The organism is Bradyrhizobium tunisiense (assembly GCF_042263385.1).
Taxonomy (GTDB): domain Bacteria; phylum Pseudomonadota; class Alphaproteobacteria; order Rhizobiales; family Xanthobacteraceae; genus Bradyrhizobium; species Bradyrhizobium tunisiense.
Window position 1 is genome coordinate 582,728 of record NZ_JBHLEV010000002.1, and the last position, 21,637, is coordinate 604,364.

General features: G+C 64.5%; 20 protein-coding genes. 9 read left to right on the forward strand and 11 right to left on the reverse strand.

Annotated elements, in window-relative coordinates; genetic code table 11:
• Window positions 1–77 precede the first annotated feature (77 nt).
• Together ACFDR6_RS10095 and ACFDR6_RS10100 are read right to left on the reverse strand one after the other, a co-directional pair.
• Window positions 78–755 (reverse strand): P-loop NTPase family protein, encoded by a 678-nt coding sequence (locus tag ACFDR6_RS10095; protein WP_375858171.1) that lies wholly within the window; start codon window positions 753–755, stop codon window positions 78–80.
• Between the two features lie 111 nt (window positions 756–866).
• Window positions 867–1,409, reverse strand: a complete 543-nt coding sequence (locus tag ACFDR6_RS10100) for a CDP-alcohol phosphatidyltransferase family protein (RefSeq protein WP_212086128.1) — start codon at window positions 1,407–1,409, stop codon at window positions 867–869.
• A 157-nt stretch (window positions 1,410–1,566) separates the two neighbouring features.
• Here ACFDR6_RS10100 and purM point away from each other — a divergent pair, with 157 nt between their 5' ends.
• Both purM and purN read left to right on the forward strand, forming a co-directional pair.
• Window positions 1,567–2,640 (forward strand): phosphoribosylformylglycinamidine cyclo-ligase, encoded by a 1,074-nt coding sequence (purM, locus tag ACFDR6_RS10105; RefSeq protein ID WP_375858172.1) that lies wholly within the window; start codon window positions 1,567–1,569, stop codon window positions 2,638–2,640.
• Window positions 2,641–2,654: 14 nt separating this feature from the next.
• Window positions 2,655–3,308 carry a phosphoribosylglycinamide formyltransferase gene (purN, locus tag ACFDR6_RS10110; RefSeq protein ID WP_212087306.1) on the forward strand — a complete coding sequence of 218 codons (654 nt, stop codon included), beginning with the start codon at window positions 2,655–2,657 and terminating at the stop codon, window positions 3,306–3,308.
• A gap of 93 nt (window positions 3,309–3,401) precedes the next feature.
• On the opposite strand, the gene ACFDR6_RS10115 is transcribed toward purN, so the two are convergent.
• On the reverse strand, window positions 3,402–3,608 hold the full coding sequence (locus ACFDR6_RS10115; protein ID WP_007591938.1) for a cold-shock protein: 207 nt from the start codon (window positions 3,606–3,608) through the stop codon (window positions 3,402–3,404).
• A gap of 379 nt (window positions 3,609–3,987) precedes the next feature.
• Here ACFDR6_RS10115 and ACFDR6_RS10120 point away from each other — a divergent pair, with 379 nt between their 5' ends.
• Window positions 3,988–5,148, forward strand: coding sequence for an autotransporter outer membrane beta-barrel domain-containing protein (locus ACFDR6_RS10120; RefSeq protein WP_212086122.1), 1,161 nt, complete (start codon window positions 3,988–3,990; stop codon window positions 5,146–5,148).
• 75 nt (window positions 5,149–5,223) lie between these two features.
• Here ACFDR6_RS10120 and ACFDR6_RS10125 read toward each other — a convergent pair whose 3' ends face one another.
• Window positions 5,224–6,264 carry a LysR family transcriptional regulator gene (locus ACFDR6_RS10125; RefSeq protein ID WP_212086119.1) on the reverse strand — a complete coding sequence of 347 codons (1,041 nt, stop codon included), beginning with the start codon at window positions 6,262–6,264 and terminating at the stop codon, window positions 5,224–5,226.
• A gap of 71 nt (window positions 6,265–6,335) precedes the next feature.
• Here ACFDR6_RS10125 and ACFDR6_RS10130 point away from each other — a divergent pair, with 71 nt between their 5' ends.
• From ACFDR6_RS10130 to ACFDR6_RS10150, 5 genes are all read left to right on the forward strand, one after another.
• A complete protein-coding gene (locus tag ACFDR6_RS10130; protein WP_375858173.1) occupies window positions 6,336–6,953 on the forward strand; it encodes a hypothetical protein in 618 nt (205 codons plus the stop codon).
• The gene (locus ACFDR6_RS10135) at window positions 6,940–7,560 is read left to right on the forward strand and encodes a GNAT family N-acetyltransferase (protein ID WP_375858174.1); all 621 of its coding nucleotides are present in this window, start codon (window positions 6,940–6,942) and stop codon (window positions 7,558–7,560) included. Before ACFDR6_RS10130 ends, ACFDR6_RS10135 begins: the two co-directional genes overlap by 14 nt.
• Before the next feature lie 25 nt (window positions 7,561–7,585).
• Window positions 7,586–8,149 (forward strand): cysteine hydrolase family protein, encoded by a 564-nt coding sequence (locus ACFDR6_RS10140; RefSeq protein ID WP_375858175.1) that lies wholly within the window; start codon window positions 7,586–7,588, stop codon window positions 8,147–8,149.
• Window positions 8,150–8,179: 30 nt separating this feature from the next.
• Window positions 8,180–8,350, forward strand: coding sequence for a hypothetical protein (locus ACFDR6_RS10145; protein ID WP_375858176.1), 171 nt, complete (start codon window positions 8,180–8,182; stop codon window positions 8,348–8,350).
• A 164-nt stretch (window positions 8,351–8,514) separates the two neighbouring features.
• Window positions 8,515–9,897 carry an aspartate aminotransferase family protein gene (locus tag ACFDR6_RS10150; RefSeq protein WP_212086104.1) on the forward strand — a complete coding sequence of 461 codons (1,383 nt, stop codon included), beginning with the start codon at window positions 8,515–8,517 and terminating at the stop codon, window positions 9,895–9,897.
• A 191-nt stretch (window positions 9,898–10,088) separates the two neighbouring features.
• On the opposite strand, the gene rnd is transcribed toward ACFDR6_RS10150, so the two are convergent.
• From rnd to ACFDR6_RS10180, 6 genes are all read right to left on the reverse strand, one after another.
• Window positions 10,089–11,240 carry a ribonuclease D gene (rnd, locus tag ACFDR6_RS10155; RefSeq protein WP_317239751.1) on the reverse strand — a complete coding sequence of 384 codons (1,152 nt, stop codon included), beginning with the start codon at window positions 11,238–11,240 and terminating at the stop codon, window positions 10,089–10,091.
• Window positions 11,241–11,685: 445 nt separating this feature from the next.
• Entirely contained in the window at window positions 11,686–13,017 is a 1,332-nt protein-coding gene (locus tag ACFDR6_RS10160; protein ID WP_375858177.1) for an ABC transporter substrate-binding protein, read from the reverse strand.
• An 11-nt stretch (window positions 13,018–13,028) separates the two neighbouring features.
• Window positions 13,029–13,898 carry a carbohydrate ABC transporter permease gene (locus ACFDR6_RS10165; protein ID WP_375858178.1) on the reverse strand — a complete coding sequence of 290 codons (870 nt, stop codon included), beginning with the start codon at window positions 13,896–13,898 and terminating at the stop codon, window positions 13,029–13,031.
• Window positions 13,895–14,845, reverse strand: a complete 951-nt coding sequence (locus ACFDR6_RS10170) for a carbohydrate ABC transporter permease (protein ID WP_375858179.1) — start codon at window positions 14,843–14,845, stop codon at window positions 13,895–13,897. The genes ACFDR6_RS10165 and ACFDR6_RS10170 overlap by 4 nt, the downstream gene beginning before the upstream one ends.
• Window position 14,846: 1 nt before the next feature.
• The gene (locus ACFDR6_RS10175) at window positions 14,847–15,695 is read right to left on the reverse strand and encodes a phosphodiesterase (protein WP_375858180.1); all 849 of its coding nucleotides are present in this window, start codon (window positions 15,693–15,695) and stop codon (window positions 14,847–14,849) included.
• A gap of 203 nt (window positions 15,696–15,898) precedes the next feature.
• Window positions 15,899–17,371: a protein adenylyltransferase SelO gene (locus ACFDR6_RS10180; RefSeq protein ID WP_375858181.1), complete on the reverse strand. Its 1,473-nt coding sequence runs from the start codon at window positions 17,369–17,371 to the stop codon at window positions 15,899–15,901.
• Between the two features lie 196 nt (window positions 17,372–17,567).
• On the opposite strand from ACFDR6_RS10180, the gene aspS reads away from it, so the two are divergent.
• On the forward strand, window positions 17,568–19,340 hold the full coding sequence (gene aspS / locus ACFDR6_RS10185; RefSeq protein WP_375858182.1) for an aspartate--tRNA ligase: 1,773 nt from the start codon (window positions 17,568–17,570) through the stop codon (window positions 19,338–19,340).
• A gap of 156 nt (window positions 19,341–19,496) precedes the next feature.
• Here the strand turns inward: aspS and ACFDR6_RS10190 are convergent, their stop codons facing one another.
• Window positions 19,497–21,464: an aq_1923 C-terminal domain gene (locus ACFDR6_RS10190; RefSeq protein WP_375858183.1), complete on the reverse strand. Its 1,968-nt coding sequence runs from the start codon at window positions 21,462–21,464 to the stop codon at window positions 19,497–19,499.
• Window positions 21,465–21,637 lie beyond the last annotated feature (173 nt).

A 21,637-nucleotide genomic window follows, 5' to 3' on the forward strand; every position in this document is an offset into this window, starting at 1 on the left:
GTTAGCGCGATGACGTTTCGATGACATTGATGTTCCGCCGCTTCGCGGCGTCAAGCCGCTCTGGAGCCCGCAACCGATCAGGCGTCCCGCAAGAGTTCGGCGGCCAGCGCCCTTGTGACGGGGCGGCCGAGCCGCAGGGCTTCACCGTCGAGCAGTTCCACGGCCCGGCGGGCGGCGGCTGAAGACCGCTCCAGGCGGGTGGCGAGGTAGCCGACCACGCTCTCGTCCACGGCGAGCTGGCGGTCGGCGCAGAATTTGACGATCAGGCCGCGGAAGAGCTGGTCGTCGGGCGGCAGCAACGCGACCACGGGCACGGCGCGCAGGCGCGAGCGCAGGTCGCGCAGCTCGATCTCCAGCGAGGCCGGCCCCTCGCGTCCGGTGAAGAGAACGTAGACGCCGTCCTCGCGGGCAAGGTTCATCAGGTGGAAGAGGGCGCGTTCGTCGAATTCCCCGGCCCTGAGGTCCTCGACGACCAGCGCGCCGGTGGCGAGCGCGCCCGGAACGCTTGTGGCGGTCAGTGCGTTGGCCGCGGTCGAGCGGGCACCTGATACCTCGGCCCAGATCGCGGCGAGATGGCTCTTGCCGCTTCCTTCCGGACCGGCGAGCCACATGATCCGGTTCGGCCATTCCGGCCAGCTCTCGATCAGGCCGAGACCGGCCGCGTTGGCGGGGCCTTCAAGGAAATTGTCCCGGCTGAGGCTCTCCGCGTGCGGAAGCGAAAACGCCAATTGTCGGGGATGGACGCGGCCTGGCACGCTTGCTTTGCTCCATGCCGGCGCGCCGGCTTGTTGGAAAGGATTCGCCTTCAACGAGCGGGAGTTGGCCTTTTGCGGGGCCGCATCCCCTCTCATTTGGCTTCGATCGTGCTACTTGGCCTCGATCGTACTCATGTGCCGCAGCCACTCGACCAGATAGAGCGACACCGAGGAGAGCGTGAAGACCGTGACGAGACCCATCAGGATGATATCATAAGGAGCCGGCTTGAAGCCGAAGGCAAGCGCCGCCAGTACAAGGGCGGCGAACGCCACTTGTACCACGGTGTTGAGCTTGGACACCTTCGACGGCTTCATCTCGACGGGCCGGTCGAACAGCCAGGATACGATCACGGCGGCGACGATCATGATGTCGCGCGACACCACCAGGATCACGATCCAGCGCGGAATTGCGCCCCAGATTCCCAGCGCCATGTAGATCGAGACCAGCAGCGCCTTGTCCGCGAGCGGATCGAGCAGGGCACCGAGCTCGCTCGTCATGTTGAAGCGCTTGGCCAGGAAACCGTCGACGGCATCGCTGATACCGGCGATCAGGAAGACGGCAAACGCCACCTCCATTTGGCTCGACACGATGGCCCAGACGATGATCGGGACCAGCATGATGCGGCCCAGGGTAATGATATTTGGAATACTCACGAAAGCGCTTCCCGGCACCCGGTCTGACCTCGAATCCGGCCCCTCGGGAGGCTGAACCGGTTGATATCTCTACATAGTATACGGCGGGGCGCCATGCGAGCCATTGCGCGTCCCCGGAATTCGACGTAACCAGCCGCAAACCCACTGGAAATCGGGCATGACCGACCGAAAAAACGGCCTCACTTACGCCGATTCAGGCGTCGATATCGATGCGGGCAACCGCCTGGTCGACCTGATCAAGCCGATGGTGCGCGCCACCGCACGGCCCGGCGCCGACGCCGAGATCGGCGGATTCGGCGGCCTGTTCGACCTCAAGGCGGCCGGTTTCAAGGATCCCGTCCTGGTCGCCGCGACCGATGGCGTCGGCACCAAGGTCAAGATCGCGATCGAGACCGGGCTGCACGGCGGGATCGGCATCGACCTTGTGGCCATGAGCGTCAACGACCTCGTGGTGCAGGGCGCCGAGCCGCTGTTCTTTCTCGACTATTTCGCCTGCGGCAAGCTCGACCCCGAGGCCACGGCCGCGATCGTCGCGGGCGTCGCGGAGGGCTGCCGCGAATCCGGCTGCGCCCTGATCGGCGGCGAGACCGCCGAGATGCCGGGCCTGTACAAGGATGGCGATTACGATCTCGGCGGCTTTGCCGTCGGCGCCGCGGAGCGGGGTACGCTCTTGCCGCGCAAGGACATCGCCGCAGGCGATGCCGTGATTGGCCTCGCTTCGTCGGGCGTGCATTCCAACGGCTTCTCGCTGGTGCGCAAGATTGTGGAGCAATCCGGCCTCGGCTTCGAGGCGCAGGCGCCGTTCGCGCCCGTGATGACGCTCGGCGGCGCGCTGCTGACGCCGACGAAGCTCTACGTCAAATCGTGCCTGCGCGCGATCCGCGAGACCGGCGCGGTGAAGGGGCTCGCCCACATCACCGGCGGCGGCTTCACCGACAACATTCCGCGCGTGCTGCCGAAGACCCTCGGCGTCGGCATCGACCTTGCGCGCCTGCCGGTGCTGCCGGTGTTCAAATGGCTGGCGGCGCAGGCCGGCATCGCCGAGCTGGAGATGCTGCGCACGTTCAATTGCGGCATCGGCATGATCGCGATCGTCGAACCGGACAAGGTCGACAAGGTGATCGAGGTCTTCACCGACGCCGGCGAGACGGTGGTGCAGCTCGGCACGGTGATCCCGGCCGACGGCGAGCACCGCGTCGTCTATAACGGCCACCTCGACATGGCACTGTAATGACTGGCGCTGTGATGAAGCGCCGCGTCGCCATCCTGATCTCCGGCCGCGGCTCCAACATGGCCGCGCTGATCAAGGCAGCCGCTGCTGCGGATTTTCCGGCCGAGATCTCGCTCGTCATCTCGAACAAGACCGATGCGCTCGGGCTCGAGCGCGCCAAGGCGGCCGGCGTGAACACGCTGGTGATCGAGAGCAAGCCGTTCGGCAAGGACCGCGCCGGCTTCGAGAAGCTGCTGCAGGCGGCGCTCGACCAGCACGGCATCGAGCTGATTTGTCTCGGCGGCTTCATGCGCCTGTTCACGGCCGAGTTCACCTGGGCCTGGTACGGGCGGATGCTCAACATCCATCCCTCGCTGCTGCCATCCTTCCCCGGCCTCGACCCGCACGGCCAGGCCTTGCGCGCCGGCGTCAAACTATCCGGCGCGACGGTGCACTTCGTCATCCCCGAGACCGATGCCGGCCCGATCGTGATGCAGGGCGCGGTGCCCGTCAGCGACCACGACACGGGAGACACGCTGTCCGAGCGCATCCTCGAAGTCGAGCACCGCATCTATCCCGAGGCGTTGCGGCTGCTTGCGACCGGCAAGGTCCGGATCGAGGGCGATGTGTGCAGGACGGAAGGAAGCGCGGCGTCGGAGAATTTTCTGGTTGCGCCGGTGGTGCGCTGAAGCGCTGTCCTCGCGGCGGTCTTTCCAAAACAAAATCCCCCGGCAGAGCCGGGGGCAACGTCATGATCTCTCGCGTCTCAGCCTTGAGAGAAATCAGGAGACCTTGAGGTTCTCCGCGGATGCTTTGCCGCGGTTCTCCACGAGGTCGTATTCAACCACCTGGTTCTCATTGAGGGTGGAGAGTCCGGCACGCTCGACGGCGGAGATGTGGACGAACACGTCCTTGTCGCTGCCGTTCGGCTTGATGAACCCATAGCCCTTGGTCGGGTTGAACCATTTGACGGTGCCCTTTTGCGGCATCGCTAGTCTCCTCCACTAGATATAAAAAAGACGCGGCCGCTTTTCGCGTGCCACGCCACAAACGGGCTTCCGGAAGTCTGTTCGAGTCTTGAGGCTCAATGTCGCAAAACACACAGCAGCGCGGCCAATTCCGATTGTGGCCGATATTGCAACATGAAAATCGCCCGTTAGCAAGCTGCGCGTAATTTTCAAGATGGGGGCGGGGGACCACCACCTGCTATTTGCGACCTGTGGCCGCGGAACCACAATCGAGGGCAATAGGCGCAGTGACAACGAGCCAACCGGTTGACCCTCCGTGGCAGTTCAGCACAAATCGCCGCATGTGCGAGCCGCTCGTGTTGTATTTTTGCGGGCGCCCTCCGCTTTGGGATGAGTCGTCATGTGCTGCACCTCGCAGCCCTCCGAAACACGGCAGATGATCGGGCTCGACCGCGTCGGCAGGGCCGTGGCAGCGATCGCGATGGCGTTTGCGATCGTCGCGACGATGTCGGCCGCATCGCCAGTCTTCGCGCAAAGCCCCACGCCCCCCACGCCGACCCCGACGCCCACGCCGTCGCCGACACCGATTCCGTCGCCGACCTCGATCAATTACGACCAGTCGGCCGGCAACAGCATGCTCAATCTCGGCTCCAACTTCCTGGAGCGGCTCGGCAACCAAGCATCCGGCGGCGTCAATCGGGCGTTCCGGACCAATCCCGGCGGCGGCGGCGCATCGGCGGCGACGGAAGATCCGCGCTATCGCACCTGGTTCGAGGGCTACGGCATCTCGGTGCGAACGGATGCGCAAGGCGATTTCGTCGGCGACAAGCGCAGGACTTTCGGCGGCGTCGCCGGCTTTGGCGCGCGCGTTGCGCCCGGCGTCAATCTCGGCTTTTCGGTCGACCAGAGCCACACCGACGTCGACGTGCCGCTGGCGCTCCAGTCGGCGACACTCGATCTGACCCAGATCGGCTTCAGCGGCTCCGTCGACAAAGGTCCCTGGACCTGGGCCTTCGCCGTGGTGCACGGTTTCGGCAAGGTCCGCTCCAGCCGCGACACTGGCCTTGGCCTTGCGACCGCAGGATATCGCGCCGCGGTCGACGGCGCGCTGACCGAGATCAGCTATTACTGGACCAAGGATCAGATGCGCATCGTGCCCAAGGGCGCGCTGGAATATGTGCGTGCCACCAGCGCGGCGTTCCAGGAGGCCGGCGGTCTCGACCCGCTCAACGTCGGCTCGACGGCGCTCTCTCGCGCGCGCGTGATGATAGGGGCCGAGATCGGCCGCTACTTCATCATCGATCAGAAAATCCTGGACCTGTCGGCCTACGGCAAGTTCGTCGACAATTTCCACCAGGACCTTGGATCGATCCAGGTCAGCCTGGGAACTCAGAGCATCGTCGTTCCCGGCATCGGCGAGAGCCGCTATGGCGCGGATGCCGGCGCCTCGGCTTCGCTCAACCTGACCAGCGTGGCGCGGCTCTACGTCAATTACGACGGCAAGTTCCGCAACGAACTGACGTCGCACCAGGGCATGGTCGGCTTCGAATACAAATGGTGAGCTGAAGCTCGCCTGGATTATTGTTTTGACGCGTTTTCTTGACGCGAACCGGTGTCCGCGTCGCTCGAAAACGCTCTAAGCCGGCGTCGCCGCGACATACCCCGTCAATCCAAACCCCTCGCGCGCGGCGGTCATCATCGGCACCAGTGCATTCGGATGGATGAACTCGTCGCGGAAGCACGGATAGGTCTTGGGATCGAAGATCTTCTTCAGCCAGTCGACCACGATCTTGTGGCGCTCGGAGGTTCGAAATTCCTTGTGATAGGTGAGCCAGAGATCGGCATGGTGGCTCACGCCGAGATCGACGGCAACAAGCGGCGCGCCGAGCGCGATCGAGACCGTCGGCAGAAAGCCGATGCCGGCACCGCGCTCGACGGCGTAGAGCACGCCGACCGAGGAATTGGTCTTGATCCCGACGATGCCGTCGAGCGACTTCAGTCCGAGCACGCGGGCATAGGCGCCGTCGTCGACCTGCGGGGCGCTCTGCTTGATGATGCGATGGTCCTTCAGCTCGGCCAGCGACGCCGGCACGCCGTAGAGGCTTTCGTACTCCTTGGAGACGAAGGGATAGATGTGCAGGCGGCCGAGCTTGGCGACGATCAGGTCGGGATTGGTCGGCGGCTCGAGCTGGATCGCGATGTCCGATTCAAGCCGTGCGACGTCGGCCTGCTCCATCGCACAGCGCAAATCGACGGTGATCCTGCGGTAGGTCTTCTGGAAGTCGATCAGTCGCGGCAGGATCCAGAAGTTGCCGGGGCCCTCCGTCACCGCGACACGCACGGTGCCCGAGGTGTCGTTGGACGATCGCGAGGCGCGGCGGAAGACGTTGAAGGCATGACGCTCCATATGCGTCACGTCCGCGATCATCGCGGTGCCTTCATCGCTGAGCGTGAGCCCGCTCTGGTCGCGCAGGAACAGCTTGCAGCCGATGCTCTCTTCCAGCCGGTCGATCCGCCGCATCAACGTGGTGGAGGTGAGCCCGAGCTCCTCGGCGGCGTTGCGAAAACTTTTATACTTTGCGCACGCTAAAAACAGCTTCAAATCGTCCCAGGACGCATCCAGGGCTTCTTCACGGTGCTGCATCATCGCAGCACCCCGGTGCAATAACTGTTGCATACTCCTGATCCCCAGCCGCTAAGCTCATTGGCATAGCGGGGCACGAAAGCCTCGGACGATAGAGGCGTGAAATGGCTATGGAAAGGGGCTCGTTTGCCGCAAGGCATGATTTCGATGCTTTGCCGCTGAGCCCGGATGTCGATGTCCGCTGCGCGCAATTTTCCGAAATTGCCGCGCTTTCGCAGATGGCGCACCGGCTGGTGCCGGGCGTCCAGATCGGGGCAGCCGCGCTTGCGCGATACTACACGTTCGATCCCCAGAGCATCCTGACGTTCAGCCGGAAGGGCAATCTCGTCGGCGGCATGGCCTTCCTGTTTCTCAATGACCGCGGGCACGATGCGCTGCTCCTCGACGAGATCTGCCTCACCGCGCCCGAGACGCACTATCTCGCTTCCGCGAAGGAAGACGTCGCCGCCATCTACATCTGGGCGATCGCGGCGACGGGGCGCGGCATCGCCGGTCTCGGCAAGGCCGCGGCGCATCTGCGACAGCTAAGGTTTCACAATGCGGATTGCTATGCGCAGCCGTCAACGGTGGCCGGACGCGACATCATGAAGGCGACCGGCTTTGCGCCGGTCCCGAGCTTCCAGCCCGATCTCTGGTGCTACGAGCGGCCCTGGCATCGGCAGCCGATGCGCATGCCGGGCGCGATCATCCAAGCAAGGAGTTTTGCAGATGCACGGTACTAGGATTCCTGTCGCCAAGTCCTGTTCCCGCGCCATCACCATCCGCCTCGCGCGCGATCCAAACGATCTCATGCTGGTCACAGCCATCCGCTCCGCGGTCTATCTCGCCGAGCAGGATTGTCCGTTCGAGGAGGAGTTCGACGGTAACGACATGGTCGCCGCACACTTCATCGGCTTCGTCGGCAACGAGCCTGCGGGCTGCCTGCGCGTGCGCTTCTTCGGCGATTTCGCCAAGGTGGAGCGGCTCGCGGTGCGCCACCAATACCGGCGCTCGCGCGTCTCGTTCAAGCTGGTGCAGGCCAGCGTCGACTACGTGAAACGCAAGGGCTTTCGCAAGATCTACGGTCAGGCGCAGGACAGGCTGGTCGACTTCTGGGCCCATTTCGGCGCCAAGCCGCTCGGCCACAATCGCAAGATCACCTTCTCGGATTTTTCCTACACGGAAATGCTGCTGGAGATCGAGCCGGGCCCGGACGCGATCACGCTCGACAGCGATCCCTATGTCATCATCCGTCCCGAGGGCGATTGGGACCGGCCAGGCGTGCTCGACGCCTCGGCGGGGCGGTCGGTGACCTCGCCGCTGCGGGACCTCGCGCTCGCAGATCGTTGAAATTGGTGCAGCTCTGCGCAACACGATGCTGGCTTCCATCCACGATGATCCGCCGATCCTGGTTTGCGCGGATCTCCAGGTCGAATACCTGACTCCCGGGCGCCGCCACGTCATCTTCGACGGTGATGCCGCCACGTCGCGTTGCCTGGAACTGCTGACGCTGTGGCGCGGCAATCTGTGGCCGGTGATGCATTTGAAGCGCATCGCGCAGGCCGCCTGGTTCAATCCGGCATCCAGGCTGACCGATTGGATCGAAGAGACGAGGCCGAGGCCGGGCGAGATGACGTTCGAGCACCCGCTGCCGTCCGCCTACAGCTCGTCGCGGTTTGTGGACCATATGTCCAATATCCGCGCCATGCGCTGCATTCTGATCGGTTTTTCCCTGGACGAGACCATTCTGGGCACCGCCGTGGACGGGTTTCACCGCAGCCATCGCTACAGCGTGATCACTGATGCCGTGGCTTGCCGGCAGCCGTGGACGGGCGATGCCGCCGCTTACAAGCATGCGGTAGTGAATGTCATTGGGAACTTTGCTACAATCCAATCCAGCGCCGAACTGATCAGAACCAGCGGCGCCGTTGCGGTCTAGGCGACCGCGACCGGTGGATGGGGTGAGGGATTGTCACGGGGAGACGAGCTCAAGGAGCTGGCGAGCGATCTGTCGCATGCCGCCGAGAAGGCGCGCAGGCTTGGCCTGCCGACGACGGTCTATCTGCTTTCGATGGCGCTGGTGGAGGTGAGGGAAGCCGCTGCCGGTGCCAACGACGGGCATGACGACGACGCGGTGTGAGCGCTGCCGAACCCCGACATGCGGCTTTGTGCAACGCTGCTGAGCGCTTGCTGCCGAAGAATTAGCGTTGCAAGCTTCGCGCTGTCGCAATAGCCAAGGTGCTTGATCATCGAGTGATGACGCCGGCTCCGCCTGCGACGTGACGCTTTCAAGGATCTTCGCAAATGTCCATGCTGCCCAATTCGCAAGAGGCCCGGGATGTGGCCTATCAGCTCCATCCCTATACCAACGCGCGCACGCATCAGCAGGCAGGTCCGCTGGTGATCGAACGCGGTGATGGTCCCTACGTCTTCGATGCGTCGGGAAAGCGCTATTTTGAGGCGATGGCCGGGCTGTGGAGCGTCGGGCTCGGCTTCAACGAGAAGCGGCTGGTCGAGGCCGCGCACAAGCAGATGCAGGCTCTGCCGTTCTATCACACGTTCTCCGCCAAATCGCACGGGCCCTCGATCGATCTTGCCGAGAAGCTGGTCGCGCTCGCGCCTGTGCCGATGAGCAAGGTGTTTTTCACCAATTCCGGCTCGGAAGCCAACGATACCGTGTTGAAGCTGATCGCCTATCGCTCCAACGCGCTCGGCCAGCCCCAGCGCAAGAAGGTGATCAGCCGGATGCGCGCCTATCACGGCGTCACCATTGCCTCCGCCAGCCTCACGGGTCTGCCGAACAATCACCGCTCGTTCGACCTGCCGCTGCCGAACATCCTGCACACGGGCTCGCCGCATTTCTACAAGGACGGCGCCCCCGGCGAGAGCGAGGAGGCCTTTGCGACCCGCCGGGCCGAGGAACTCGACGCGCTGATCCAGAAGGAGGGACCGGATACGATCGCGGCCTTCTTCGGCGAGCCTGTGATGGGCGCGGGCGGCGTCATCGTGCCGCCGGCGACCTATTGGGACAAGATCCAGGCGGTCTTGAAGAAGTACGACATCCTGCTGGTCGCCGACGAGGTGATCTGCGGCTTCGGCCGCACCGGCAAGATGTTCGGCTGCGAGACCTACGGCATCAAGCCCGACGTGCTCGTGGTCTCCAAGCAGATCACCTCGAGCTATTTTCCGTTCTCGGCGATCATCATGAACGACCGCATGTTCGAGCCGATCGCGGACGAGAGCAACAAGATCGGCGTGCTCGGCCACGGTTTCACCGCGGGCGGCCATCCCGTCGGCTCGGCGATTGCGCTGGAAAACCTCAAGATCATCGAGGAGCGCGGCCTGGTCGCGCATGCCGCCGAGCTCGGTGCCTACATGCAGGGCCGCTTGCGCGAGCTCACCAGCCATCCGCTAGTCGGCGAGGTCCGCGGTGTCGGCATGATCGCGGCGATCGAGCTCGTGCTCGACAAGGGCCGCAAGAGCGCGGCCGCGACGCCCGGCGCGGTCGGCGGTATCGCCAGCCGCATGCTCCAGGAGCGCGGCGTGATCTCGCGCAACATGCTCGACGCCATCGCCATCTGCCCGCCGCTGATCGTCACCAAGGCTCAGATCGACGATCTGGTCGGTGCGATCTCGGGCGTGCTGGACGACATGAAGGCGGAGGTGGCCAAGCTGACGCCGGCGTAAGCTTGCGTTCATGGCGAACGGAGCGGCCCACCACACTCGCGGTATGGGTCCCGGCGAAGGCCGGGACCCATACCGCGTGATCTATCGATTTATGGTGGTCGGAGTACCGAACGCAGGGGCTTCGCCAAACTCCTCCCTGGGGTCATGGGTCCCGGCCTTCGCCGGGACGACGCCCTGGGAGGGAGCGGGAACTATTCCGACCGCTGCACCCCGATCACGCGGCCCTTCTCGACCGCCAGCGCCAGCTCGCCGCGCTTCAGCTTCAGTGCGGCTTCGCCGAACAGCTCGCGGCGCCAGCCGCGCAGGGCGGGGACGTCGGCCTCGTCGTCGGCTGCGATCTCTTCGAGATCGTCGACCGTCGCGATCACCTTGCTGGCGACCGCGTGGCGCTCGGCGGTCATGCGCAGCAGCACCTTCAAGAGCTCGACGATGGCGGCGCCATTGTTGTTGTTGCGCGGCTTTTCCAGCTTCGGCAGCGTGGAGTGGTCCCGCGCCAGCCCGCGCTCGACGGCAGCGACGATATCCGCGCCCCATTTGGATTTCTCGAACCCCTTCGGCACGGAGCGCAAGTTAGCGAGCTTCTCCAACGTGTTCGGCGCATGCGTTGCGATGTCGGTGATCGCCTCGTCGCGCAGCACGCGGCCGCGGGGGACGTCACGGCTCTGGGCTTCCTGCTCACGCCAGGCGGCGACCTCCATGAGGACCGCGAGGTCCTTCGGCTTGCGTACCCGCGTCTTCAGCCGCTCCCAGGCGCGCTCGGGGTGAAAGTCGTAGGTCCTGGGCGAGGTGAGAACCTCCATCTCGATGGAAACCCACTCGCTGCGGCGGCGCTTCTTGAGGTCGGCGTCGAGCGCGGCGAACACGTCGCGCAGGTGCGTGACGTCGGACACCGCGTAGTGCATCTGCTCCTTGGTCAGCGGTCGGCGCGACCAGTCGGTGAAGCGGTGGGTCTTGTCAGGACGGTGACCGGTGACCTTTTCGACCAGGGCGTCGTAGGCGATGCTGTCGCCATACCCCAGCACCATCGCCGCCACCTGGGTGTCGAACACCGGATGCGGGATGATGCCCGCCTGGTGCCAGATGATCTCGATGTCCTGGCGGGCGGCGTGAAACACCTTCAGCACGCCCTCATTGCCCATCAGTTCGAAGAAGGGCTTGAGGTCGATGCCCTCGGCCAGGGTGTCGATGACCACGGCCTCTTCGGCGCTGGCCATCTGCACCACGCACAGCAGCGGGTAATAGGTGGTCTCGCGCAGGAACTCGGTATCGACTGTTATGACGGGGTGCTTGGCCAGCCGGCTGCAGGCAGCCGCGAGGTCAGCGGTGGTGGTAATCAAATCCATGAACGGCCCATGACACTTGGTATCAGCCGTTCTGCCGAAAGCGCTGTGATGTCAAGGGGCTCGATGCGAATTCGAGCCTTGCATTTGGGCCGGAATCGCTTTTTCCGACGAAAATCCTATTCGTAGCGGACCCGCTGCGAGGATTTTCGCGCACAGGGCAGCGCCACCACGAGCACACACATGGCGACCAGTGCCAGTCCCAGGAACTCGATAACCAACAGATCCACGGCGAAATCTCCAGAAACATTGATAGATTTGTCGGGGGTGCGTTGAGGGTCTGTTAATTGTCGTGGTTACCGGCGGTGCAGGCCCCCGAATGGTGGACGGGGGGTTAATGGCTCCATTCCGTTCAATCGTCATGGCCGGGCTTGTCCCGGCACGTTCTTTTTCGTCCGCGCGCAAGCTCGTCATGCCCGGGACAAGCCCGGGCACGACGATCTTAGGCTTACGGCAGCTTCAGCGACGTCTCCGCATTGTACGGCTTCAGCGTCTCGTCGGCGGCCTTCTGGGCGGCGGCGAGGGCTTCCTTCGGCTGCTTCTTGCCGTTGAGGACCAGCATCACCTCGTCCTCGAGGTTCTTGCGCACGGGCACGGTCTTGTAGGTCGCGAACCAGGGTTTTGCGACGTCGAGCTGCTCGACGGCGGTCTTGGCGTCCGGGTTCTTGTTCAGGAAGTCGACCATGTCAGGCGTCTTGTATGCGGCCATGTTGGGCGCGAAATAGCCGGTGGCGCGGCTCCACCAGCCGCTCTTTTCGGGCGAGGTCATCCACTTGATCAGCGTCCAGGCAGCCTTTTGCTTGTCGGCCTCCAGGCCTGCCGGAACGATCAGCGAGGCGCCGCCGATCGGCACGGCGTTGCGGACGTTGCGTGGGATGAAAGCGACCTTGTAGTTGAACTTGGCGTTGTCGCGCACATAGGTCAGCGAGCCCGTCGACAGCATCATCATCGCGGCGTTGCCCGAGATGAAGGAGGTGCTGACGGCCGGGCCGGCGGTGGCGCCGGGGGCGTGGACCTTGTGCTTGGTGACGAGATCGTTCCACCAGGTCAGCGCGCCGAGCATCGATGGCGTGTCGTAATAAACCTCGCCGCCGAACTCCTCGTTGTAATAGCGCCCGCCATTGCTCATGGTGAGCGTTTCCATCATCCAGCCGCAATAGTCATAGGCGCAGGGGATCGCGATGCCCCATTGGGTGACCTTGTCGCCCTCGCGCTTGGTGAGCTTCTTGGCCCAGTCGGTGAGCTCGGCCCAGGTCTGCGGCGGCTTGCTCGGATCGAGGCCGGCTTCCTTGGCCTTGTCGGCGTTGATGTAGAGCAGCGGCGTCGAATTGTGGAACGGCACGCCGTAGACCGAGCGGCTGATCACCGCATTGCCGTGCAGCGCCGGGAAGAACTGGCCGAGGAATTGCTCCTTGGTGGTGCCGTCGGCCTTGATCAGCGCATCGAGATTGGTGAGCTCGTTCTCGATCTGCATGTCGAGCAGGAAGTTCGCCGATATGATCACGGCTGAGGGCGGCTTGCCGGCCTTGATCGCGGCGCGCGTCTTGATCAGCGTGTCGTCGTAGGAGCCGGTGTAGACCGCGGTCGCCTTGATGTTCGGATGACCCTCGTTGAATTCCTTGATCAAGGTGCCCATGTCGCGGGCGAGCTTGCCGTCGACGGGGACCGGGAAGAACAAATCGATCTCGGTCGGACCTTCGGCCTGCGCCGGGAAGGCGAGGGTGCTAGCTAGGGAGCCTGCCATGGCAAGTCCCAGCATGAGCCTGCGGGAAAACAGCATCGGAAAATCTCCTATTTGATGCCTGAGGTGACGAAAGAACTGATGAAGCGCTTCTGGAAGATCAGGAAGGTGACGAGCAATGGCGCGATCACCATCAGCGTGCCCGCGGCGATGGTGCCCCAGGCCTGCGTGCCCTCGGCGGTCTTGGTGAAGACGGACAGGCCGACCGTGAGCGGCCGCTTGTCCGGCGAGTTGATCACCATCAGCGGCCACAGGAAGTCGTTCCAGTGGCTGGTGACCGAGATGATGGCGAAGGCCGAGAAGCTCGGCATCGACAGCGGCACGTAGATGTGGCGGATGCGCTGGATGAGGCTCGCGCCATCGATCAGGGCCGCGTCCTCCAGCTCGGTCGGAATGGCCTCGAAAGCCTGGCGCATCAGGAAGGTGCCGAAGGCCGAGGCGAAAAACGGCATCATCACGCCGGTGAGCGTGTCGTAGAGGCCGAGCTGCGCCACCAGCGACAGATTTGGCACGATCAGCAGCACCGGCACCAGCATCAGCTGCATCAGGAACAAATAGAAGATCAGCGTCTTGCCGACGAAGGCGAGGCGCGCAAAGGCAAAGCCCGCCAGCGTGATCGTGACGAACTGCACCAGCAAAATGCCGGCGCAGATGATCGTGGTGTTGAGCGTGTAGCGCGGGAAGTCGCCGATCTCCCAGGCATCCCTGACGTTGTCGAGCGTCGGCTTCAGGCTCGGCATCAACTCAGCCATGGTGTTGATGCCGTCGGATGCAGGGCGCAGCGTCGCCACGACCATCCACAGGAACGGGATCAGCCAGACGATCGCGAGCAGCAAGGTCAGCAGAAAGCCGAGCTTTGGGGTGATCTCGCCCCTTGTGGCGAGCGGGACGTCCTTGCTGAGCCAGTCGATCAGCTTCATGGCCCGTCCTCGCGGGTCGCCATGGTGCGGAACGAGAGGGCGGTCAGGCCCATCAATGCCGCCAGCGTCAGCAGCGTTGCCGCCGAGGCCTTGCCGACGTCGTAATGCTCGACCGCCTGCTGGTAGATGTAGAACAGCACGAGATTGGTCGAATTCGACGGACCGCCCTGGGTCATGACGAAGACGTGGTCGACCTGCGTCACCGCGTTTAGGATCGCGATGACGGTGACGAACAGGAAGGTGGGCTTCAGCTCCGGCAGGATGATGTGGCGCAGGCGCATGTAGGGCCCGGCGCCGTCGAGATGGGCTGCTTCCATCACGTCCTCTGGCACGGCCTGGAGGCCGGCGAGGAAGAACAGCATGTAATAGCCGGCATTCTTCCAGATCGTGATGATCATGATCGCGTAAAGCGCGATGTCGGGGTCGCCGAGCCAGTTCGGCAGCACCGGAAGCAGGCGGCCGATATAGTAATCGAGCAGGCCGACATTGGGCAGGAAGATGAACATGAACAGCGCGGAGGCAGCGACCATCGGGATCAGCACCGGCAGGAACAGCGCGGCGCGCAGCGCGCTGCTCACGACATGGGTGCGCGACAAGGTCAGCGCGAATAAAAGCGCGAGGCCGATGCTCGGGATCGCCGTGCCGACCGCATAGACGAGATTGTTGACGACCGCGCCGGAGAAGGCGGGATCGGCCAGCACCGCTGCGATGTTGTCGAGACCGACGAAGCGGACCGGGGCCTTCGGCGTGGCGCGCTGGTAGAGCGCATCGATCAACACGCGGCCCATGGCGCCATAGGTGAACAGCGCGAGGAAGACCAGCGAGGGCAACAACAGGAGATAGGCGGGCAGCGAAGCTTTGAAGCGCGTGACGAGGCGCTTCAGCACGTCCAGGCGCGGCGCCGCCGAGGTTGCGACCGGAAAAGCCGCGGGTTCGGCGAGGCTCATCTCACCGCGCCGAAAAGCTGAGTGCATAGTCGCGGCCGTCCACCCCCGCTGGTGGTTCGAAGGGGAAGCGCAGACTGGTGTCGAGGAAGTCGTGGCTGTGCACGACGAGGTTCTCGTCGTCGATCAGCACCACGCCGTAGGCGGGCGGCTCGTGGCTGGCGAGGTGCGGCGCGTTGGCATCGAGCTCGAACCAGACCTGGTGATTGGTGCCGCGTAGCGTCGAGAACGGGACCTTGCCCCAGCTGCCGAAGATCGGCCGGTGCACGTGGCCGAAGAAGAGGTGGCGGATGCGGCTGCGATAGGGCGCGATCACCTCGGCGAATTCCGCGCTCTGCTTGAGCGAGATCTCGTCCATCGCGAGCACGCCGACCGGGAAGGGCGGATGATGCATGAACACGACGAGCGGCATGTCCGCCGGTGCGGCTGCGAGCGTGTTCGCGAGCCAGCCGAGACGTTTTGAGCACATCTCGCCGGCGTGGCTGGTCTCGTCCAGCGTGTCCAGGAAGACGAACAAGCCGTGCTCGGTGGTGCGGGTGCCCTGCACGAAGCCATTGGAATCGCGAGGCGCCGCCTTGAGCGCGTCAAGGCAGGTGACGCGGCGGTCGTGATTGCCGACCATGGCGATGTAGGGAATCTTCAGCGCGGCCATTGCGTCGGCGAAATTGGCGTAGGATTCCGCCTCGCCCCAATGGGTGAGATCGCCGGTCACGACCGCGAACGCCGCATCGGACTGATGCTTGTTGATGTCGGCAATCGCAGCATCCAGCCGGGCGCGCGGGTCAAGCCCGTAAAGCTTCAAGCCGGGGTTGGCCAGATGCGTGTCGGTGAGGTGGATGAATTTGAAGGGCATGGCGCTTGTCAGGATGGTTGGAGGACGGACGTCTCCGGCAAGACGACCCTGACAGGCGGTTAGAGCGCGTGTGTTTCAGTTTGATGACAGCGGTTCCCGCGCACGGGACGTGTCCACAACGCCCGCGGGACGAGGATGCGCCGCGCAAGGCGCAATCCACGTGGTGAACCAATTAGAGATGGTCGTGCGCGGTCGTGCCCGCCTCACGTCCCGCAGAACGTCCGCAGCACCCGCTGGTCCGGCAGCGGCGGGTCGGCATAAGCCGCGTAGTCCGGTTGGTCCTCGAACGGCTTTGCCAGCACCTGCACCAATTCCTCGAACGGCGCGTAGTCGTTGTCGTGCACGGCAGCCTGGATCACGGCTTCGACGCGGTGGTTGCGCGGGATGAAGACCGGATTGACGGCGTGCATCGCGGCTTGCCGCTCGGCTGCGCTTTGCTGCTCCAACGCGATGCGCGCGCGCCAGCGGCCGGCCCATTCGTCGAAGGACGCAGGCTCCATGAACTGCGCGCGGACGTCGGCGGCGTCGTCGGCCGCGGCGTCGCCAAGCTTGCGGAAGGTGAGGGTGAAGTCGGCCTGGTTCTTGGCCATGGCATCGAGCAGGTCCTGGATCAGCGCCTCGTCGCCGTCGCGCTCCGTGAACAGGCCGACCTTCTTGCGCAGGCCCGCATGATAGGCGGCACTGAACTGGTCCGAGAAGGCGCCGAGAATGTCCTGGGCTTCGGCGACCGCCTTCTCTTGGTCATCGGAAAACAGCGGCAGCAGGCATTCGGCGAGGCGCGTCAGATTCCACAACGCGATGCGTGGCTGGTTGGCATAGGCGTAGCGGCCCATCTCGTCGATCGAGGAGAACACCTGTGCGGGGTTGTAGGCGTCCATGAAGGCGCAGGGGCCGTAATCGATGGTCTCACCGGAGATGGAGCTGTTGTCGGTGTTCATCACGCCATGGATGAAGCCGACCAGCAGCCAGCGCGCGACGAGCTCGGCCTGACGCGCGACCACGCCGGCGAGCAGCGCATGATAGGGGCGCTCCGCCTCGCGCAGCTGCGGATAGTGCCTGACAATGACATGATCGGCGAGGGCGCGGATCGCGTCGGTGTCGCGGCGGGCGGCGAAGAACTGGAAGGTGCCGACCCGGATATGGCTGGAGGCGACGCGCGTCAGCACCGCGCCGGGCAGCGCGGTCTCGCGAATGACGTGCTCGCCGGTGACGACGGCGGCGAGCGAACGCGTGGTCGGAATCCCCAGCGCATACATCGCCTCGCTGACGATGTATTCGCGCAGCACCGGCCCGAGCGCGGCGCGGCCGTCGCCGCGGCGGGAGAACGGGGTGGGGCCGCTTCCCTTGAGCTGGATGTCGCGGCGGACGCCGTCTTTGTCGATGACCTCGCCGAGCAGGATGGCGCGGCCGTCGCCAAGCTGGGACACGAACTGCCCGAACTGGTGACCGGCATAGGCCATGGCGATGGGGTCGGCGCCCTCGGGAACCGTCTTGCCGGCCAGGATCGCCGCGCCTTCCGCCGTCTCCAGCATGTCGGGATCGAGCCCGAGTTGAACCGCCAGCGGCCGGTTCAGCTTGATCAGCCTGGGGGCCGCGACCGGGGTCGGCGCGACGCGCGCGAAGAAGCTGTCCGGCAGCGCCGAATAGGAGTTCTGGAAGGGGAAATGGACCGTCATGGCCTCAAGATAGGGTTGGAACGCCGGATGGCAAAGGCTCGGCCTCCGATATGCCAAAAATGGACGCTTCCGGCCCAAAACAGGCCGTTCCCTTGGTTGCCGCCTTGGGTCTCGTCGGGTAAACCCTGCCGCAATCTCGGACCCGCCATGACAGGCGGTTCGATTCGCTTCCTCCGACATTGATTTTGGGACGACCATGCATCGCTACCGGTCACATACATGCGGCGCGCTCCGCGAGAGCAACATCGGCGAGACGGTCCGCCTGTCAGGCTGGGTCCATCGCGTTCGCGACCATGGCGGCGTGCTGTTCATCGACCTGCGCGACCATTACGGCCTGACTCAGTGCGTGGTCGACCCGGACTCGCCGGCGTTCTCGCTGGCCGAGAAGCTGCGCTCGGAATTCGTGGTGCGGATGGACGGCAAGGCCCGCCGCCGCCCCGAAGGTACCGACAATGACGATCTGCCGACCGGCAAGATCGAGATCTATGTCACCGAGATCGAGGTGCTGGGCCCGGCCGGCGACTTGCCGCTGCCGGTGTTCGGCGACCAGGAATACCCTGAAGACATCCGCCTGAAGTACCGCTTCCTGGATCTGCGCCGCGAAAAACTGCACCAGAACATCATGACGCGCGTCGAGATCATCAAGTCGATGCGCCGGCGGATGGAGGGGCAGGGCTTCTTCGAGTTCAACACGCCGATCCTGACCGCGTCCTCGCCGGAAGGCGCGCGCGACTTCCTGGTGCCCTCGCGCATCCATCCCGGCAAGTTCTACGCGCTGCCGCAGGCGCCACAGCAGTACAAGCAGCTCTTGATGATGTCGGGCTTCGACCGCTACTTCCAGATCGCGCCATGTTTCCGCGACGAGGATCCGCGCGCCGACCGTCTGCCCGGCGAATTCTACCAGCTCGACGTCGAGATGAGCTTCGTCACGCAGGAGGACGTGTTCGCGGCGATGGAGCCTGTCATCACCGGCGTGTTCGAGGAGTTCGCCAAGGGCAAGCCGGTGACGAAGGGCTGGCGCCGCATCCCGTTCGCCGAGGCGCTGCGCAAGTATGGCAGCGACAAGCCGGATCTGCGCAACCCCATCGAGATGCAGGACGTCTCCGAGCATTTCCGCGGAAGCGGCTTCAAGGTGTTCGCGCGCATGCTTGAAGACCCCAAGAACCAGGTCTGGGCGATCCCGGCGCCGGGCGGCGGCAGCCGCGCATTCTGCGACCGCATGAACTCGTGGGCGCAAGGCGAGGGCCAGCCCGGTCTCGGCTACATCATGTGGCGCGAGGGCGGCGAGGGTGCAGGTCCGCTCGCGAACAATATCGGGCCGGAGCGCACCGCCGCGATCCGTGCGCAGATCGGCGTGAAGGAGGGCGATGCTGCCTTCTTCGTGGCCGGCGATCCCGACAAGTTCTGGAAGTTCTCGGGCCTTGCCCGCAACAAGGTCGGCGAGGAACTGAACCTCACCGACAAGGAGCGGTTCGAGTTCGCCTGGATCGTCGACTTCCCGATGTACGAGTACAACGAGGAGGACAAGAAGGTCGACTTCTCGCACAACCCGTTCTCGATGCCGCAGGGCGGGCTCGAGGCGCTGAAGGGCCAGGATCCGCTGACCATCAAGGCGTTCCAGTACGACATCACCTGCAACGGCTACGAGATCGCCTCGGGCGGCATCCGCAACCACGTGCCGGAAGCGATGGTGAAGGCGTTCGAAATCGCAGGCTACGGTGAGCAGGAGGTGGTCGACCGCTTCGGCGGCATGTACCGCGCGTTCCAGTACGGCGCGCCACCGCATGGCGGCATGGCGGCCGGTGTGGACCGCATCGTGATGCTGCTGTGCGGCACCAACAATCTGCGCGAGATCTCGTTGTTCCCGATGAACCAGCAGGCCATGGACCTCCTGATGGGCGCCCCGTCGGACGCCACCACCAAGCAGCTCCGCGAGCTACATGTACGGGTGAACCTGCCGCAGAAGTGAGGCTGCACACACAGTCTCGTGCCCCGGAGGCAGCGCAGCACCTAGTGATGCGCTGTTGGGCCGGGGCCCGTGTCGCGGTGAACCGCAAGCTTGCTGGGTCCCGGCTCTGCGTCGCGTCATTTTCATGCCGCGCCGCGTCCGGGACACGAGACCAAACTACAACCCCGTCGACGCCTCGATGCTGAACTGTGCCAGCGAGCTCTCCGGGTCGGTCTGGATCAGCTGCATCAATTGCATCAGCGGCACCTTGGCGCGCGGCGCGAGCTTGATGGTCAGCGTCTGTCCTGACGTCGCGACGAAACCGGCGAGTGCATCGACCGCCGCCCTGGCATCGAGATTGGAGGCCGTGACCTTCTCTCCCTGCGCCCGGATCATCTCGACGATGGCGCTGCGGGCGGCATCGCGGCTGACATTTTGCATGCGCGAGAACTGCGCCACGAGGAGGTCGACTGCGCCGCTGTCGCGCAAGGACAGCTCAATCGCCCCGGTCTCGATCTTTCCGGCATCGCTCAGGGCCTGCACCGGATCGGTCGTGAACACACCGCGCGGCACGTTGGCGAGCGCGAGGCGGGCTTGCGCCGTGGCGAGGTTGCCGACATCGATCGTGGCTGGCGCGAGCGCGAACGCACCCGATGACTCCGTCCAGGCGGCACCGAGATCGAGGTTGATCGCGAGCTTGTCGATGCCCGCCATGATCAGCGGCCGCTGCGCCGGGTTGGCGGGATCGGTGGGCGTGACCATCTTCACGACCAGATTGGCCTTGCTCGGAATCGATCCGACCAATTGGCCCCAGTTCAGGCTGATCGTGTCGATGGTGACGAACTGCCGCGTGGACTTGTAGGGCGCTACCACGCCCTTGATCTCGGCGCCTTCGAGCACCCGGAACAGGCCCAGCATCTGATCGGGCGAGGGCGGTTGTCCGTGGGGGCTGAGCCCTGCCGCCCAGCGCATCAGGTTTGCCGCGCTGAACGATTTCACCGCGAAGCGCTCCATCTTGAACTGCCCCTGCGGCGACGGCGCGTCGATGCCTTCGACCGCGAACTCGCCCTCCCGGTATCTGACGGCATTGATCCTCGCCGTCCCCTGCGGCGTGCCCATCGAGGTCTTGCCGACCTCGATCTTGCCGATGCGAAAGCCCTCATAGAATCCCGCGAGCTTTTCCAACATCTCGCGCGATTGTGCGGGCGTCGGCGCCGAATTGTCCGCCGGCATGAGCGCGATGATCTCGGCCGGCCGGAATTTCGAGGGCTGCACCGCGATGTCCTCGAAGGTGATCCCGTGGATGTCCATCCGCATGCCCTGGGTCGATTTGAGCACATAGGGGCCGGTTGCGATCTGCCGGTAGACGCGATGGTAGCTGTCATCGCCGGTTTTCTGCGGATCGAGCGCCGCGGCGATCGCGGTCGCGTCGAAATCGTTGACGATGACGTCGGAGAGCTCGCCGGTCAGCTTGTCCTGCTTGCCCGGCTGCGGCACGTCGATCGTGAAGACGGCGCGGTCCGCCTTCATTGCGTCGATCTTGCCGCGCTTGAGATTCTGGATCGCCAGCCCGGAATAGGCGACCTCGCCGCTGCCGGCGCCGCTGCCGCTCGCATCGAAGGTCATCGTCAGCGTCGCCGCCGTGACGGACGATGCCGTGACACTGGCGTACTGATCGAGCACATAGCGGTAAATCTCGATCAGGTCGCCGCCCATCGGCGCGTTGCCGGCGTGAACGGGGCCGGCATAGTCACGCAAGGTGAGTTGCGGGATCTTGTAGGACGCCTTCAGCTTCGCGGCGCCGACCTGGTCCAGCGCGACTTCGAAACCGGTGACGTCGATGCTGTCGGCCGAGAAGCTGCTCTTGTCGATCAGGCGAACGCCCACGCCCTTGATGCCGGCGATCTTGATCTGGGCCTGCGGCTGCTCGCCGGGAGCGATCGCGATATCCTCGATCGTCAGCGTCCGGGTCGCGAGCTCGAACCCGATCTTGCCATGGCTCGCCTTGCCGCCGCTCGAACGGATCCGTTCGAACGCCGCCTCGACCTCGGCGGTGGCGCGATGCTGAACGTAGAGGTTGAAGCCGAACCATCCGCCCGCGCCGAGCACGAGGAGTGCGATCAGGCCGATCAGGATTCGCTTCATTCCATTGCTCCGATTGCCCGTTTTGCACCGCGCAACCTGCCATATTCGGGAAACGTCATGCGGTCCAGAGAAAGCTATGGTTTTCAAATATTTGACCGCGCGTCCTGTTGATGGGCGCGCAATCGGATGTTGCCACCGGGGCGCCCGGCGTGCTTCATCCCGTTTCCATGACC